Annotated in this window: 14 protein-coding genes and 2 pseudogenes; 8 read left to right on the top strand and 8 right to left on the bottom strand. The window is 32.9% G+C overall.

What is annotated here, in order from left to right:
* Positions 1-153: 153 nt before the first annotated feature.
* The 4 genes from GM3708_RS19070 to GM3708_RS12315 all read right to left on the bottom strand — a co-directional run bounded on the left by GM3708_RS19070 (position 154) and on the right by GM3708_RS12315 (position 3541).
* Entirely contained in the window at positions 154-468 is a 315-nt protein-coding gene (locus GM3708_RS19070; protein ID WP_315862618.1) for a hypothetical protein, read from the bottom strand.
* Positions 469-835: 367 nt separating this feature from the next.
* Entirely contained in the window at positions 836-1342 is a 507-nt protein-coding gene (locus GM3708_RS12325) for a GNAT family N-acetyltransferase (RefSeq protein ID WP_066347401.1), read from the bottom strand.
* Positions 1343-1809: 467 nt separating this feature from the next.
* Complete coding sequence (locus GM3708_RS12320) at positions 1810-2403, bottom strand: hypothetical protein (protein WP_066347399.1); 594 nt, start codon at positions 2401-2403, stop codon at positions 1810-1812.
* The gene (locus GM3708_RS12315) at positions 2393-3541 is read right to left on the bottom strand and encodes an ImmA/IrrE family metallo-endopeptidase (protein WP_066347396.1); all 1149 of its coding nucleotides are present in this window, start codon (positions 3539-3541) and stop codon (positions 2393-2395) included. Before GM3708_RS12315 ends, GM3708_RS12320 begins: the two co-directional genes overlap by 11 nt.
* A 197-nt stretch (positions 3542-3738) precedes the next feature.
* Here GM3708_RS12315 and GM3708_RS12310 point away from each other — a divergent pair, with 197 nt between their 5' ends.
* A complete protein-coding gene (locus tag GM3708_RS12310) occupies positions 3739-4860 on the top strand; it encodes a Fic family protein (RefSeq protein ID WP_066347393.1) in 1122 nt (373 codons plus the stop codon).
* Positions 4861-5268: 408 nt separating this feature from the next.
* Complete coding sequence (locus tag GM3708_RS12305) at positions 5269-5511, top strand: hypothetical protein (RefSeq protein ID WP_066347390.1); 243 nt, start codon at positions 5269-5271, stop codon at positions 5509-5511.
* Here GM3708_RS12305 and GM3708_RS19425 read toward each other — a convergent pair.
* Positions 5469-6233 (bottom strand): annotated as a pseudogene (locus GM3708_RS19425) (IS4 family transposase); the annotation flags it as partial. The gene GM3708_RS12305 and the pseudogene GM3708_RS19425 overlap by 43 nt on opposite strands.
* 15 nt (positions 6234-6248) lie before the next feature.
* On the bottom strand, positions 6249-6620 hold the full coding sequence (locus GM3708_RS19420; protein ID WP_231932887.1) for a hypothetical protein: 372 nt from the start codon (positions 6618-6620) through the stop codon (positions 6249-6251).
* A gap of 95 nt (positions 6621-6715) precedes the next feature.
* Here GM3708_RS19420 and GM3708_RS18045 point away from each other — a divergent pair.
* From GM3708_RS18045 to GM3708_RS12270, 5 genes and pseudogenes are all read left to right on the top strand, one after another.
* Positions 6716-8542, top strand: a pseudogene (locus GM3708_RS18045) (TonB-dependent siderophore receptor).
* A 162-nt stretch (positions 8543-8704) separates the two neighbouring features.
* Positions 8705-9526 carry an iron-siderophore ABC transporter substrate-binding protein gene (locus GM3708_RS12285; protein WP_066347384.1) on the top strand — a complete coding sequence of 274 codons (822 nt, stop codon included), beginning with the start codon at positions 8705-8707 and terminating at the stop codon, positions 9524-9526.
* Between the two features lie 4 nt (positions 9527-9530).
* On the top strand, positions 9531-10535 hold the full coding sequence (locus tag GM3708_RS12280; RefSeq protein WP_231932935.1) for an iron-siderophore ABC transporter substrate-binding protein: 1005 nt from the start codon (positions 9531-9533) through the stop codon (positions 10533-10535).
* 4 nt (positions 10536-10539) lie between these two features.
* Positions 10540-10956 (top strand): DUF1636 family protein, encoded by a 417-nt coding sequence (locus tag GM3708_RS12275; protein WP_066347381.1) that lies wholly within the window; start codon positions 10540-10542, stop codon positions 10954-10956.
* 55 nt (positions 10957-11011) lie between these two features.
* The gene (locus GM3708_RS12270) at positions 11012-12775 is read left to right on the top strand and encodes an ABC transporter ATP-binding protein (protein WP_066347378.1); all 1764 of its coding nucleotides are present in this window, start codon (positions 11012-11014) and stop codon (positions 12773-12775) included.
* 11 nt (positions 12776-12786) lie between these two features.
* Here the strand turns inward: GM3708_RS12270 and GM3708_RS12265 are convergent, their stop codons facing one another.
* Together GM3708_RS12265 and GM3708_RS12260 are read right to left on the bottom strand one after the other, a co-directional pair.
* Positions 12787-13674 carry an alpha/beta hydrolase gene (locus tag GM3708_RS12265; RefSeq protein ID WP_066347371.1) on the bottom strand — a complete coding sequence of 296 codons (888 nt, stop codon included), beginning with the start codon at positions 13672-13674 and terminating at the stop codon, positions 12787-12789.
* Positions 13675-13684: 10 nt separating this feature from the next.
* Positions 13685-14716 carry an AraC family transcriptional regulator gene (locus tag GM3708_RS12260; RefSeq protein ID WP_066347367.1) on the bottom strand — a complete coding sequence of 344 codons (1032 nt, stop codon included), beginning with the start codon at positions 14714-14716 and terminating at the stop codon, positions 13685-13687.
* Positions 14717-14981: 265 nt separating this feature from the next.
* On the opposite strand from GM3708_RS12260, the gene GM3708_RS12255 reads away from it, so the two are divergent.
* Positions 14982-15782, top strand: a complete 801-nt coding sequence (locus GM3708_RS12255) for an ABC transporter ATP-binding protein (protein ID WP_066347364.1) — start codon at positions 14982-14984, stop codon at positions 15780-15782.
* Positions 15783-16493: the final 711 nt, after the last annotated feature.

Raw genomic sequence — 16493 nt, 5'->3', positions numbered from 1 at the left:
TATAGTTGCCTATAATATATTTGTAGTTAAATAGAATGATAAAAATGGCAAAACTAGATAGCTATATCGTTTAACAATCAATATCCATAAAATTTAGTGATCGACTTTAGAAACCAAATTATCTTTTTTTTGATGTAACAAAGTCATTATTAATTAAGATTTATACTTTGTTGACGCAATTTTTCTTTTAATTCTTGTAATTCTTTTTCGGCTTTTTTGTTTTAAAATAGCTTTTTGTACCGACTCATCACCTGTTAAAAGTAAATTATCATTTTCATCACACCAACGCAACCATATACCATTAAAATTTTCAAATTCTCCTTCCCATAAAGTTAACGGTAAATTAATTGCTTCTAACCAAGTGTCGGACGTTTCTCGATAATTTATTTCCGTAAGTTTAAATATCCTTAAAATCTGTTCACCTAAATATTTTTGAAGATCAAAAATAACATAATAAATAACTCTCATATTTTGATAAATTTTCAGCTTTTCATCTAATTTTCCTCCTACTTTATTGGAGACAATTTCGATGGAAACTCAAGATAACAACGATGATTTTTTCCCACAAATTAAGTGCAGTAGTAACATCTAAACTCAGGAAAAATCCGTAGAATGAGCGGTTGAGCAACATTATAATAAATAAAAACATTCTCACAGGCTTAAAAAAACTTGATTTTTTCTAGCATTGTAAAGAATGTTCGTTAAAATCTTTGTTGTTTTTCTGAATCAAAATTATCTACTGATATATCATCTTCTGTGATTAAATTACTAATGTCAGATTTAGAGATAAATTTTACTTGATTATTAGTGGAAATTTGTATTTGTATTACTATTTTTATTTAGTTTTTTCAACTTTGTTTAATGGTAATTTTTTCTGCCAAAATAACGCCCTACCCATATCAGGATTTAACTGATAACCGTCAAAACCAAAAGCCTGATAAGCCGATTGAGCGATATGATTCCCTTCTAATACTTCTAGCGTGAGTTTACAACACCCCAACTCTAGAGCAATATCTTCCACTTTTTGCAATAATAATTTAGAAATACCTTGACGACGATATTCAGGAATAATAATTAAATCATGAATATTTAATAAAGGTTTACAAGCAAAAGTTGAGAAGCCTTCGATGGCAATTACTAACCCCGCAGGTTTATTATCTACAAAGGCTAAAACTGCATGAATAGATTGTCTTTTTGCCAATTCACTAGCTAAGTTAGTTTTGACATAATCCGACAATTCTTCCCCTCCCCCCATATAATCAAGGGCATAGGTATTCATTAAATCAACGACTGCTTCTCTATGGGCTGGTATATCAAAATTTGCTTTAATAACTTTTATCATTGTTTTTTCCCGTTTGTTCTGTTCTATATTGGTGTAATTCGCTCATTTTATCGATTTTAGATAAATTTTAAGGGAAAGATTTTACCCTAATTTTTTAGTGATCAATTGCAATAATACTTTAACAATAATCAAATAGAAGAAATAGTTTATTGTTTAGGAAATATGATTTTTTTACAACCTAATTTGAACCATGAAATGGACAATAAAACCATACTTTAAAACCAGAAAATTATCAACAAATTAATTATCAATTAATCAAAAATATTCAAGCAGAAGAATAGAATCCTGACAGTTTGCATAGAAGACAAATATAATTAGCAAAAAAGGCAATACAGATATGAAGATCGAGCTTTTCGTAGTTTTTATTATATTGATAATTTCTTGTTTAATATTCAGTTTCCATGTATGGCGATGATATTTTTCAATGATACTATTTATAGATTTTTAGTTTTTATTCGATAGTAACCTTAATATTTAGTAGAATACTGTTTGAGTTTATAATCTAAGGCTTTATGATACATTTCCATAAAATAACGCTCTAATTTACCGTTATATGTTTGATGTTGTTCAATAATAAGTTTTATATCTTCATAATTCAAGAAATTTTTGAAAAATAGCCATCCTAATAGATGTGGGGTAGTTTGAACTTTATCATTACCAAGTATTTCTTCAGCAATATTTCTTGCACCCTGATCATCAGTAATAAAAGCCTGATTTGTCTTTTTTGCATAAGCAATAGATGTCAATTCTCCTTTTCCTAGCTTTTTGCGTCTTTTTAATATCTCAACTTCCTGTAAATCCTCAATATCAAGATGATAACTTTTAAATTGTTCATTGTTGATTTCTTGTTTTAGCAAATTTTGTAATTCTATATCTTCATCTTTTGGTTGTTCTCGTGGCTTATACAAACACTCATAATATACAAAATTAGTACAACAAAATGAACATCGAGCAGAATAAGCCGTTACACGCAACAGTTGACTTGAAATAATGTGCCATATAGAACAAGTATCTACAACATTGATTGAATAAAAATTGGATGGATTACGTTCAGTTGTCATATCTTAATCTCATTCCGTAAATTTCTAATATTTGATAGAGTTCATGTTCATTAACTAAAAGCATTTCTGCTAATCTGCCTAGTGAAATAAAACTTTTTTCATAGGCTTCAAAACAAAGATTGACGTAAAATGTTGAGAGTCCCTTTTTTAAAAGTAATTCTTTACGCTCACGAGAATTAGGAGATAAATCAGCTGGTAATTCTGGATCAACCTTTTTATTCTTTAGTATTTTGATCGATTTCATTTGTTCATAAATTTCTGTTGATATTAATTTTTCATCACTGAGAGCAATGGCTAGAGGTTGTGTATTTACTTGTAATTTATTTGCCCATATTTTTACTTTTTCATCATCCCAATTAGTTGGTTGTGGAATTTGATTTAATAAATTACGTGGTATTAGATAATGAGATGCAAATGTATTTGCTCTAATTTCCACAAGGTCATTTTTATTCCAAGAAGTAAAAGAAACAACAAAATCTTCTTCCTCATCTAAAATTGCATGGGCTGACTCGTGAGCAACCGTAAATCTTTGTCTGTAAATATCTTCATCGTAATTGACTAAAATACATTTACCTGCCGTCGGATGTTTAATATATAGTCCTGAAATAGAAGAATTACCTAGTTTTCGACGAAATATATGAAATCCCAAACGACGAAAATCATCGTAAATATCACGGATAAAATCATTTGAGGAATAATCAAGATGTTGTCTTAATTTTATAGAAGCTTGTTCTCCGTGACTTTTGTAATATGATCCATTTTTTGAAAAATGAAAGAGTTTATAATGTTGTCTAGGTATTAATTCAAACAAAAATTCTTCGCATTCACATAGAAATAAAAATTCTTGTATTACCTTACGATCTTTCTGAGAAAATTCATCACCATGTTTTCTATAAAGTGCTTCTATTTGCTCAAACGGAGCTAACTTTTCATTCGATAAAAAAAATTGATAGTCACATTTGTAATAGTCTGCCAAGATCAAAACTTGATCTCCTGTTGGTATTTTTTTCTCGTCTTCTAAGTCAATTAAGTCTTGCGTTAAAATACCAGTTGATTGAGAAATTTCTTTGATCGAAACTTGACGTTGTTCACGATATTTTTTTAGCTTTGAACTAAATAATTTAAGGTCAAATGACATAACAGATTATCATTAAAGGATTATTTTATTTGTTTTGTCTCTCAAAATTGGCTAAGTTCGATCGACAAGCATTTTTGACATAAATCTATTCACATTAAACTATTTTGTTTCTCATTATAGCTAAAATATTTATATCTAAATGATTCAATGTTAATTTTTAGTAAAATATTGATATCTAGCTCGATAATCATAATTTAATGAAATATAACCTGAGTAATGCAGTAAACTATCATTATGATCGCTTTCCTCCCCATCATCTTGACTATGAAAAATTTGTGATGTCATTAGTTAAAGCAACGGATGCGGTTGCCAGATATGATCAAATGCTGAAAAATATGCACAATAGCGAAATATTACTTGCACCTTTGAGAAATCAAGAGGCAATTATATCTTCAAGGATGGAAGGCACTATTAGCACTATGGATGAAATTTTAAAATATGAAGCTGATTATAATAATGAAACAGAATTGACTCAAAATGTGCGATCAGAAGTAATTGAGACACTTCTTTATCAAAGATCATTGAAATCGGCTCAAAAAGCAATACAAGACGGTTATCCTTTAACTCAATCTCTAATTAAAAGTATTCATCAAAGATTATTATCATTTGGAAGAGGTGCATCAGAATCTCCGGGAGAATTTAAAAATGAACAAAATTATATTGGGGATAACTGGAAACGAAATATCTCATTTATTCCTATTAGCCCAGAAAAATTGCAAGATGGATTAGATCAATTATTTAAGTATATTAACGATAATCAACACCCTATTTTAGTCAAAACAGCCATCGCACATATAGAATTTGAAGCCTTACATCCCTTTAAAGATGGTAATGGACGTATTGGTAGAATGTTAATTACTTTAATGTTATGGCATTTCGGAGCAATTTCTGAGCCTCATTTTTATATCAGTTCCTATTTAGAAAATAATAAAGATAGATATATTTATGAGTTAAGGAATGTTTCTTTAAATAATGATTGGGAAAGATGGTGTAATTTTTTCCTAGAGGCGATCGCAAAACAAGCCATCAGAAATTTAACCATTGCAGAAAATATTAAAAATTTATATGAAGAAATGAAAGTAATATTTGCAGAAATTTTATCTTCAAAATGGAGCGTTAATGCTTTAGATTACATATTTAGAAATCCTGTATTCAGAAATAATAGATTTACCTCTAATAGTGGGATACCCAGTGCTACAGCAGCTAGATTCACCCGAAAACTTGTGGAGGAAGATTTGCTTAAAGTTTTAGAAGAAGCATCAGGAAGAAAACCAGCATTATATTCATTTGAACCATTAATGCAATTAGTTAGAGTATAATAAAAAGAACGGAAGAGGCATGATTTTTTCTAGTGATAGTAATTCTAACACCACTATTGTCTAAATTAACGACTTATTATTACTAATACTTAGAGCAAAAAATAGTGTCCAAATTGTTTATTTTATCAATTCAAATTATTCAAAATAATTGCTAAATATCTTTAAATGCTATAACTATTGAAAATATATTTGGTAGTAATAGATAAAATTATAATTACCCTAAAAAAATTTTAGAATAGTTGAAAAAGAGCCTTTTTAGAGTGAATTAAAAGCAGTAAAAAGCGATCATATCTATACTTTTGACTATTATGGTTTAGTCAACCCTAGCAGTCTGTGAAAAGTAAAGAACACCTGAACACCATTAGCACAGATAACTAAGAGTAATTAAGTTTTACTTCGATTGATTTGATGGGATGCGACCGCTATCAAGATAAAACGGTATCATTTATTTATTTTGGACGAGATCAAATCCACATTGATGCTAAAAATTCCTTTGCTGGTTTAATTTTAGAAGATGCTGGTTTAAAACGCCCGACATCACAAAGTCAAGATGCACCCTATGGAGCTTTCTCTATTTCCCTTGAGGAGCTGAGGGTGCGACAGAACATTCAGAATGCAGATTGGATAAGGGAAATAGCCCTCATACCTTGACGATAATAGGACTGTTTCTGAGGAAATAAAGAGGTTAACTTATCTAATTGTTCTTGAAAAAAGCAGATTTCACTTAGCCATTTTATCCCATTTAAACCAATAGAAAAATCACTATATCTTTTATATCTTCTTCTTTTTTCTGTGGGTCTAACTAGATATTCACTTATTCCTTTTCTTTTAATTTCTTCTCCTATAAATGTTGAATAACTATAGGATAATGTTATCAGTATAATTAAAGAAATTAGTCGTTCATTTTCAAGTTTTGTACTTTCTAAGTTATAACCTCCTAATTTAAAATCTCTAAACATTTCTTCAATACCCATTCTTTTGGAATAAGCAGAGATTGTTTCCGACATACTTTCTAAATTTGTGAGAATAAACCATGGCTGTTTACTCGATTTATGTCTATAGTTTTTCTTCCATTTTGCTGCTAAATTAATTCCTGAGAATCCCTTGGTTTTTGTAACTTTTATTCCTCGATAATATACGGAGAATCCTGGAGATAAACCTAATTCACTCAATCGAAACCATATATCAGTTTCTAACTCCACATATTCACTCTTTTTTAAACGTAGAGATAAATAAACCTGTTTCTCTACTGATAACCATTTTGCTAAATCCACAGAGCAAAATTCTCTATCTCCTAAAACGATTATTTTATATTCAATTAATAAATTAATACTTGCTTCTAATACTTGTTTTTGTTCTGATAAATTACTACTTCCTTTTTTATTTAATCAGATAAAATATACAGGGATAGCTCCTTGATGATGAACTAAACTTACCATCAATATATTAATGTTTTGCCACTGTGTTCTATCCATGACTAAATAAATTACTTTGTTTGATTCCCATTGGTTCATAATCCATGATTTTAAAATCGGAAACCATATGGTTTCAACTTTCCAATTTTTCAGACTTAAAAATCTTTGTAACTTTTTAATTCTACTTCTTAATTTAATCGGATAAGGAAAAAGTTTTGCCATTTCTTCTAACCTAACAGTTTTAAGATTTTGAAGTAAATTAACTAAAAGACAAAGAGTTAAATATTGAGGTAAATTAAACTGTTTTTTTAAATACTCCTGATAAAATTGGGGAAGTTGAAACATCTTTTTCTATAGTAATTAATATAAAAACTAAAAACATCTTATTTTTATCCAGATTACCAGCTTCAATCTCTTATGCCATCGTCTGTTTACCTTCATTGTCGCCCCCTCAGGTTCGTGTTTCTTCCCCTACTAATTTTGATACATTACGGATACAAGTGAGAGGATTTTTTACATCTCCCACTCTTAACGGTTTTAAAGATTCTTTGTCTTCTACTTTAGGGGCTGATTTGACGGGCATTGATAGAATAGAGGTACTTCAAGGGCCTAATTCCGTTCTTTTTGGTTCATCATCCCCCGATGGTACAGTAAATTTCGTTACTAAACAACCCTTGAGCAATCCTTACTATTTTGCGGAGGCAACCTTCGGTAATTATAACTTTTATCGTGGAGAAATAGATATATCTGGCCCCTTAGATAATACGGGGAAAGTGTTAGGGCGGTTGAATGCTTCTTATCGAGATCAAGGATTTTTTACTGACTTTAGTAATACAACAAATTTAGTAATCGCTCCTGCTGTATCTGTACAATTGGGAGATAACACCAAAATCACGATCGAAGGGATATATAAGGATTTAGAATTTACTAGAATCAGTTTTGGTTTGCCTGTGGTGGGTACGATCGAATCTAATCCCAATGGTCAAATCCCCCGAAATCGCAACGTAAATGAAGGGACTCTCGATGCAGATGGTTCAAGAATTGGTTACGCCTTAGAGCATGAATTTAACGAAAATTGGTCAATCAGAAATGCTTTTCAACACACAAGATATTTTTCCTCTTACAGTTATCCTAATGGAGGAACTTTTCCTACCGCACTTTTACCAGACGATCGTACTTTACTAAGAAGATATTTCACCGCAGACTATGATCAACGAGATTCGAGGATGTCAACCAATGTTGTGGGAAATTTTGCCACTGGTTCAGTGAAACATCAATTACTATTTGGTTTTGATTTAGGCAGACAAACGGTAGATTCTAGTGGTGTAGATAGGGAATTAGCATCTCTTGATTTATTTAATCCGATTTATGGCCAATCTCCCGGAGCAATTACTTTTGAGTATAATGACAATACCGTCACCGATGAACTCGGGTTTATCTTACAAGATCAGGTAACAATATCCGATAATTTGATTTTCCTGATAAGCGGTAGATTTGATACCTTTGAGCAAACCTATAAAGATTTTCTCGCTAATACCCAAACCAATTAGTCTGGGAGTGCTTTTAGTCCTCGTGTTGGCATTGTTTATAAACCCATACAACCTATTTCTCTTTATGCAAATTATAGTCGATCGTTTGAACCGGCGATCGGTCAAGCCGTTGATGGTAGCGATTTTGAACTCACAAGAGGCACTCAGTTTGAGATTGGTGTCAAAGGTGATATACACGATAAACTTTCGGCAACTTTAGCCTTTTATCATATTACTCAGTCCAATGTTTTAACCGCCGATAACAATAACCCCGGTTTTTCTGTTCAAACAGGAGAGCAACGTAGTCAAGGGGTAGAACTTGGTGTTGCAGGAGAGATTTTACCCGGTTGGAATATTTTTGCCAGTTATGCCTATAACGATGCAGAAGTGACAGAAGATAACTCTATCCCTTTAGGCAATCGAGTACAACGAACAACTCCCAATGCTTTTAGTTTGTAGACAACTTATCAAATTCAGGAAGGCAATTTAGAAGGTTTAGGCTTTGGTTTAGGGCTTTTTTATGTGGATAATCGAGCAGGAGATGCTCAAAATACGTTTGAAGTTCCTAGCTATTTTAGAACTGATGCAGCCATTTTTTACGAAAAAAATCAATTTCGGGCGGCACTTAATTTCAAAAATCTTTTTGATGTGAATTATTATGAGAATGCTTTTGGCAGATTGCGAGTTTCTCCGGTTGAGCCATTTACTGTACAGGGGACTATTTCATGGAAGTTTTAAGGAGGGTAGAGTATCTCGCAAAGACGCAAAGGGTTTCCAGTTTTTCTACTATTTTTGTCGGCAATTTTCATATTTTCTACTCTATTTTGTAGTCTTGGTAATAGCAATAAACTTACTCATTCTCAGGCATCAAATGGAGATTGTAGAATAGTCACCCATACTATGGGAGAAACTTGCATCCCTTTAAATCCTCAACGAATAGTCACCCTAGATATACTTAGTCTTGGAGATACCCTTGCTTTAGGAGTTAAGCCGATCGCATCTGCTATATGGTCTCCTACAGAAAGCCTATCAGAAATGCCTCCTTATTTAAGAGACAAAATCAACGGAATTGTTTTACATGGTTTTTCCACTAGCCAACCCAATTTAGAAACAATTTTACAACTTAAGCCTGACTTGATTATTACGCCTTCCGATCCTTCTTCAAAAGAGCAATATCAGCAATTATCCCACATTGCCCCCACTGTCTTAGTTCCTTGGGCTGAGATTTCACGGGATTGGAAACAACACTTAAAAGAAACGGCGAAAGTTCTTGATAAAACAGAGATTGCCGATCGACTTCTCATCAATTATTACCAAAGAGTAGAAAAAATAAAACAGATGTTACAAAATAAGCCGACTCTTGCCTCTTTTATCTATGTTGGGAATGGAGGAGTCTATCTTACTCAAAAAAATTCTTTTTCTGGCACAATTTTAAATGATCTTGGACTGCTATCTCCTAAGTCATCCAACGATTTAGCTTTGCCTATCTCTGAAGAAAGTTGGTCTGAAATTGATAGCGATGTTATCTTCATTGGGTGTTATCAAAAAGATGATTGCTCTACTTTAGAAGCAATTAAACGTAAGCCATTATGGTCTAAAGTTAATGCAGTAAAGCAAAATCAAGTGTTTCCTGTGGATTTTCAGACTTGGTACGGTTTTGATTTTCTCGCCAGTGATGCTGTGTTAGATGACATTGAAAAATACTTACTAGATAGAAAATAAAGTTATGGGAGAATATCTCGTACCCCCTTCACCCCCCTTTCAAAGGGGGAGACAAAGACGCAAAGGGTTTCCAGTTTTTCTATCATTTTTGGCAGGAATTTTGATATTTTTGGCGTTATCTTGTGGTGTTGATAACAGTCTTAAAGATTCTCAAATATCAAATCAAGATTGTCGAGTAGTGCAACACGCTAGGGGTGAGACTTGTATCCCCCTTAATCCTCAACGAATTGTCACTCTCGATTTTAACTCTCTTGCTGTTGCTTTGGCTTTGGATGTAAAACTGATCGCCACTTGGATAACCACTGAAATTGAAGATGATTTTCCCTATTTTCAGAATAAAACCGATGATATAGAAGTTTTGCGTAATTCATCAGGTCAACCTAATCTCGAAAAACTATTATCTCTTAAACCCGATTTAATTCTCGTTATTTCTCATTCATGGTTTGAGCCAATCTATGACAATCTATCACAAATTGCACCCACTGTAATTTTGCCTTGGCAAGAAACGAGAGGCAACTGGAAACAACATATTCACGATGCCGGAAGGGTTTTTGATCACACAGAAAAGGCTAATCAATTAATAGATGATTATGATCATCGCATTCGAGAATTGAAAGGTTTAATGGGCGATCGCCCTCCGAAAATTTCATTTATGTATGTCGCTGACGGCCAAATCGTCATTACTCGTCAAAAATCCTTTGCTGGTGGTATCTTACATGAGTTGGGCTTTTTAAATCCTCTGTTTACCGACTCTGGGAATATTGACTTGCCCATTTCTGAGGAAATATTACCTACCATTGATAGTGATATTCTCTTTGTCGCACCATTGAAAAAAGATGATCGATCGGTGATTGAAAAACTACAACAAAAGCCTTTATGGTCAAAAGTCAAAGCAGTACAAAATAATCAAGTATATGTCGTGGATTTTTCCGTGTGGCGTGGGCTTAATATTTTTGGCGCCCATGAAGTGCTTAATGATCTTGAAAAATATCTTGTAAATACTCCTTAAAATTATGGCTAAACATACTTTATTTGTCTGTAAATCCTGTCATCGTGCATCCCAAGAGCGCCCCAAAAATCCCCCTTTTGATGGTGACATTTTTCTTGATAAATTAAACGCTTTATGCGATGAACAATTCCTCGATGATGAGATAGAAATTCGATCGGTGGGCTGTTTATGGGCGTGCGATCATGGTTGCGTTGTCTCCGTTGCTAGTGCAGATAAACCTACTTATTTATTTATCAATCTTACCCCAGAAGAAAGCAGTCTCCCCTTGATAGAATTTCTGCAATTATATCTCGATAGTAAAAAAGGTAATATCCCTTGGAAAAAACTACCTGAACATTTACAGTCTGCGATTTTTGCCCAAATTCCCCCACAAAGCCTCTCAAGCTCTGTTAATGAGGAAGAGGCCGAAAGCGAGGGGTGATGGTGATTCGTTGCTAAAAGCAATTAAATCCATAACGTTATATTAATCATTCTTTATGAGTAAATCTTATTCCTTTATTAGTTTATTTCGTGCCAAGCATTATCGATCGCCATTTATAATTGCTATTGTCTGTTCTATTTTTCGTACTCTTTTTGATCTCGCGCCTCCTTATCTTATCGGGGTTGCCGTGGACATTGTAGTAGAGGGAGAAAAGTCTTTTTTTGCCAGTTTAGGTATTATCAATCCTGCTAATCAATTACTACTTTTGTCTATAATTACTATTATTACTTGGGGGATGGAGTCTTTAAGTCAATATGGTGCCGATCACCTCTGGTATAATTTAGCTCAATCTTTACAACATGAATTAAGAGTTGACACCTACAATCACTTACAACAATTAGAATTAGCTTATTTTGAAGATAAAAGCACTGGTACACTTCTTTCTATCCTTAATGATGACATCAATCAATTAGAGCGTTTTCTGAATCGTGGTGCACAGGAGTTGATTAGCTTTTTCACTCGGGTAACGGCGGTGGGATTGAGCTTTATTCTTCTTGCCCCTCAAATTTCTTGGTTAGCTATGTTGCCTATTTTCCCTATACTATGGGGTACAATGAGCTTTCAAAAACGTTTAGGAGATCGCTATGATCAAGTTCGTGAGAAAGCAGGATCGATAAGTAATCGACTTTCTAATAATATTTCAGGTATCGCTACTATCAAAAGTTTTACGGCAGAAGTATATGAGTCCGATCGAGTTTATCAAGAAAGCGAAGCCTATCGCCGTAGTAATCAGCGTGCTATTGCACTAAGTGTTGCTTTTCAACCTTTAATCCGTTTTATGATTTTACTCGGATTTGTCACAGTTCTTTATCTGGGTGGCTTAGAAGTGCTAAACGATCGTCTTAATGTCGGTTTATATGGTTTTATGGTGTTTATCGTTCAAGATTTATTATGGCCTTTTACAGAATTAAGTCAGTTAATTGACGAATATCAACGAGCTATGGCATCTATTCGCCGAGTGATGGGTTTATTAAATAGCCCTATTGTCATTCATTCAGGAAATCTCTCTTTTCCTATTCAACAAATTTCTGGAGAAATTAACCTCTCTCATTTGCGTTTTGCTTATCGAGATCGAACTAATATTATTAATGATTTATCAATGCACATTCAAGCGAAAAGTAATATTGGTATTGTCGGGGCAACGGGTTCAGGAAAAAGCACTTTAGTTAAATTATTACTGAGATTTTACGAAATTGATCACGGAGAAATTACCATTGATGGTGTTAATATCCAAGAATTATATTTACATGATCTCAGAAGGGCGATCGCATGGGTAAGTCAGGATGTGTTTTTATTTCATGGCACGGTTGCGGAAAACATCGCTTATGGCAACTTTGACGCTACTTTACCAGAAATTATCCAAGCGGCTAAATTAGCAGAATGTGATGACTTTATTCAACAATTACCCCAAGGATACGATACCATCGTGGGGGAAAGAGGGCAAAAACTTTCAGGAGGACAACGACAACGCATTGCCATCGCTCGTGCTATCCTGAAAAACCCCCCTATTTTAATTTTAGATGAAGCTACCTCCGCAGTGGATAACGAAACCGAAGCCGCTATCCAAAAATCCTTACAGGTGATTACGAAAGACAGAACAACTATTGCCATCGCCCATCGTCTCTCAACTATACGAAATTGCGATCGAATTTATATGATGGATAAAGGGCAAATAGTCGAACAAGGGAAACATGAAGAATTATTAGCATTAGAGGGGATTTATCATAGCCTTTGGGCAGTGCAGTCAGGAATAAGTTAACGAGAGATAGATTAAATAAATTCTCTGATGCTAGGCACAATTAAATTAGCAAATTCTTCTGCCATTCCTAATGTGCCTTCCAAGGTAACTGTTTTTACGTTATCTAGTTGAGAGATTGCCTTCATTTGTGAGAGGGAATAAGGAGGAGAATCGTTACCAATGATATTTAAAATTGGTTTTTGAATTTGAGAAATTAGGTTTAAAAACTCTTGGGAATTGTTTATCGGATCAAGATTTCCTGTTACGAAAGCTGAGGGGGCAAATCTAGCTCCTTTTTGTTGCGTAATAGTTTGTTTCTCTTTAATAAAACTGGGAGTTAATTTACTTTCATCTACAAAAACATGACGGCGATACATGAAACGTAAAAAAGCAGGAGTGGTATTAAGATAATAAAGAAATTGTCCAATTATGGGAGTATAGACTAGGTTTTTAACTATTTTGCGGACATTATCGGGAAAACCCATAACTTTTAAAGGGCCTTTTCCTGTCGGTGCAATTAAAATTATTTTATCTACTAAATTAGGATAACACTGAGTAAATTTAAGGGCGTATCCCGCACTATGACCAGCAGTTATTATAACTACAGGTTCACTAAAGTTATTTGTGATAAAATCCACCAATAATTGCTCATAAATTTCTGGGTTATAGTCAAGAGGAGGACGATCAGATGCTCCAAAACCAAGCCAGTCAAGAGAATTTGTCTGATGTTGAGAGCTTAATAATTGAGCAATACCTCTCATTTCTGTACGAGAAGAAACGGTGCTAAAAGCAGGAAGTAATAGTATGGGTTTTCCTTCTCCTTGGGTTTCAAAGGTGATACTATAGGCTGAGTTTTTCCATTGCCAAGAATATTGTTTAACGATGGGGTTAATGTTTTGACTTACTGTAATGTTATTCATGGGGTAACTATTAGTTTTTTAATTGATAATTTTTTGGACTTTGGTCAAATTTGCGTCTAAAGGCAGTGCTAAAGGCTTCTGGGTTGGAATAGCCTACCCTAGTGGCAATTTGAGCGATACTTAAGTTAGAGTCTCTGAGTAGTTGTTGGGCTTGTTCCATGCGATAGTTATATAAATAACCGAATACGGTTGTGCTAAATAATTGCTTAAATCCTTGTTTTAATTTATGATCGTTCAATCCTACTTTTCTGGCTAATTCTGTTAAGGAAGGAGGATTAAGAGAAGACTTAATTAAAATATCTTTGGCATATTCTACTCGATCGAGATCATCTTTTTTGAGACTTAATTTTTGAGGGATAAATATCGATGAATCGCAACTATTAAACTGCAAAGCAAATAGTTCTAAGGCTTTACTTTCTAAATATAATTGCTTCGTTAAACCATGATAAGGACATTGATAAATTTGAGATAATGCCTTTAATATTTGAGGATTATTTTCCCCCAATGGTAAATGAAATTTCGAGGTTCGATCGCCATTAATTAAGTTTAAAATGGGATTATAATTAATTTTTTCTCCTATGCAAAAACCTTGAAAATAATCTACAGGTGCGTAAATACTTATAACTCTAATTTTTGTGTTACAAGACCATTTTTCCACTTCTCTTAAATCAGGTAAATGATAAAGATAATTTTTCCCAGTTGATTCGATATAACTTGGTTTAATTTCAGATGTATTGAAAGTTTCTACTGTGGACATCCCAGAAAGGTAAAAATGTGATGTGAAAGGAAAATTACTTTCATGCTTTCTTTGCAGATACATTGTTTCTTTCAGTTGTGCTTCGATAATCTCAATTGTTAATCTTCCCCTCAAACTAATTTGACGATTGTATCCTTTCCCTAATTTTGGGGAAAAATGAATAATTGTTTCTTCATTATTAGTTTCAAAAGTTAACTCACTCCAATCGACAATTCTTTCACTCTTGTGGCGATGATTTGGTAAAAGGATAATGATATTAGGATCAAATATTACTGGAGCATCCATCGAAAGCTGTCAATTATTGATAATCTTTCCTATTTATTATAAACTAATAAATAAATAGATGTTGAGAAATTTTTTGATAAAAAGTTAAAAATCTTTTTTAAATTAATGGTTGACTGAAAAAATAAACTTTAATTGAATCATATCTTCAGAGTGTGATTATTTTTTGAGATTAGTTTATTTCTAAAACAAATAAAAATTATTATTGGATTTCCTTGAGATGATGTTACTACTTCTTAACATTTTGTAATCAATTGAAAATAATCTTATGAAACAACTCTCCGCCCGACAATTAACCCTTGCTTATCAAAAAACTACTATTATCGAAAACCTGAATTTAGAAATTCCTCAAGGTAAAATTACTATTCTTATTGGTGGGAATGGTTGCGGTAAATCAACTTTACTAAAAGAATTAGGGCGGATTCTTCATCCCCAACAAGGAATGGTATATTTAGATGGAAAAGAAATTCATCAATTGCCTAGTCGCAAAGTCGCACAAACCCTCGGTCTTCTTCCTCAAAATCCTAACGCCCCTGAAGGTTTAACAGTGAAAGACTTAGTTGCACAAGGGCGTTATCCTCATCAGACATGGTGGCAAGAATGGACTGTAGAAGATGAAAAACAAGTAAATCAAGCTCTTGAAATTACTTGCTTAACATCAATGAGCGATAGAGATTTAGATACTTTATCAGGAGGGCAAAGACAACGGGCATGGATTGCTATGGCACTAGCTCAAAATACGGAAATACTACTACTAGATGAGCCGACAACTTTTTTAGACTTAGCTCATCAAATTGAGGTGTTAGATTTACTTACAGAGTTAAATCATCAACTGCAACGCACTATTATTATTGTTTTACATGAGTTGAATTTAGCGGCTCGATATGCAGACTATTTAGTGGCAATGAAACAGGGTTATATCTATGCACAAGGAAAACCAGAAGAGGTAATGACTTCCACAATTATTAGGGAGGTATTTGATTTATCCTGTCAGATTATTATTGATCCTATTAGTCATACTCCCCTTTGTATTCCTCATAGTAAAAAAAGAATTCATATTTTGGAATAAAAGCTAATTTGACGTAAAAATTTTTCCATAAAAAGGATTCAACTATATTTTGCCTTAAAGTAACAATCTCAGAATTATATTGTTAATTCACTATATCAATTGACTTTTTAACTCTTTTTGTAACTAATATTGACAACTTTATTAAAATTTATTTGCTTTAATATTTAAAAACTGGTATGTCAATACTCTTAATTAATTACAAACTATTTGCAACTATTTTTGGCAAATGAACGTTAATGATTAAATTTTTAGAAGCAGGAGGCGACATCTAAATTTCTCTAGCAATTTTTGATTTTCTTTATAACTTATACAAAGTAAGAATGCTCATCTTCGACATCATTGTCGGTTGGGTGTAGAGTTTAGTAGGTTGTGCTATGAATCAAGAAATTTTATTTGAATTAGAATACTGTTGATTGTTTTTTTATTAAAAGAAAAAAGCCACATAACTTGACTTAATTTCTAAGTGTCACGCCAATTTGTCGAGAATTAATGATCAAAAAAAACCATCAAGTTAGTGTAACTATTGCCTATCACTAACCACAAGATAACACAAATACAAATAATATTTTTAGTATATTAGATTTTCAATATTTTAATAATTAACAATTGATATTATATAAAATACAAATACAAATAAATTCACAAATAATAATGAAATTAAAGTCGCTACTTATTCTAAATTAGAGATTATTTAATAGATAACGCAACTAT

This window comes from Geminocystis sp. NIES-3708, from assembly GCF_001548095.1.
GTDB lineage: Bacteria > Cyanobacteriota > Cyanobacteriia > Cyanobacteriales > Cyanobacteriaceae > Geminocystis.
This window is presented reverse-complemented; position numbering and strand designations above follow the sequence as displayed.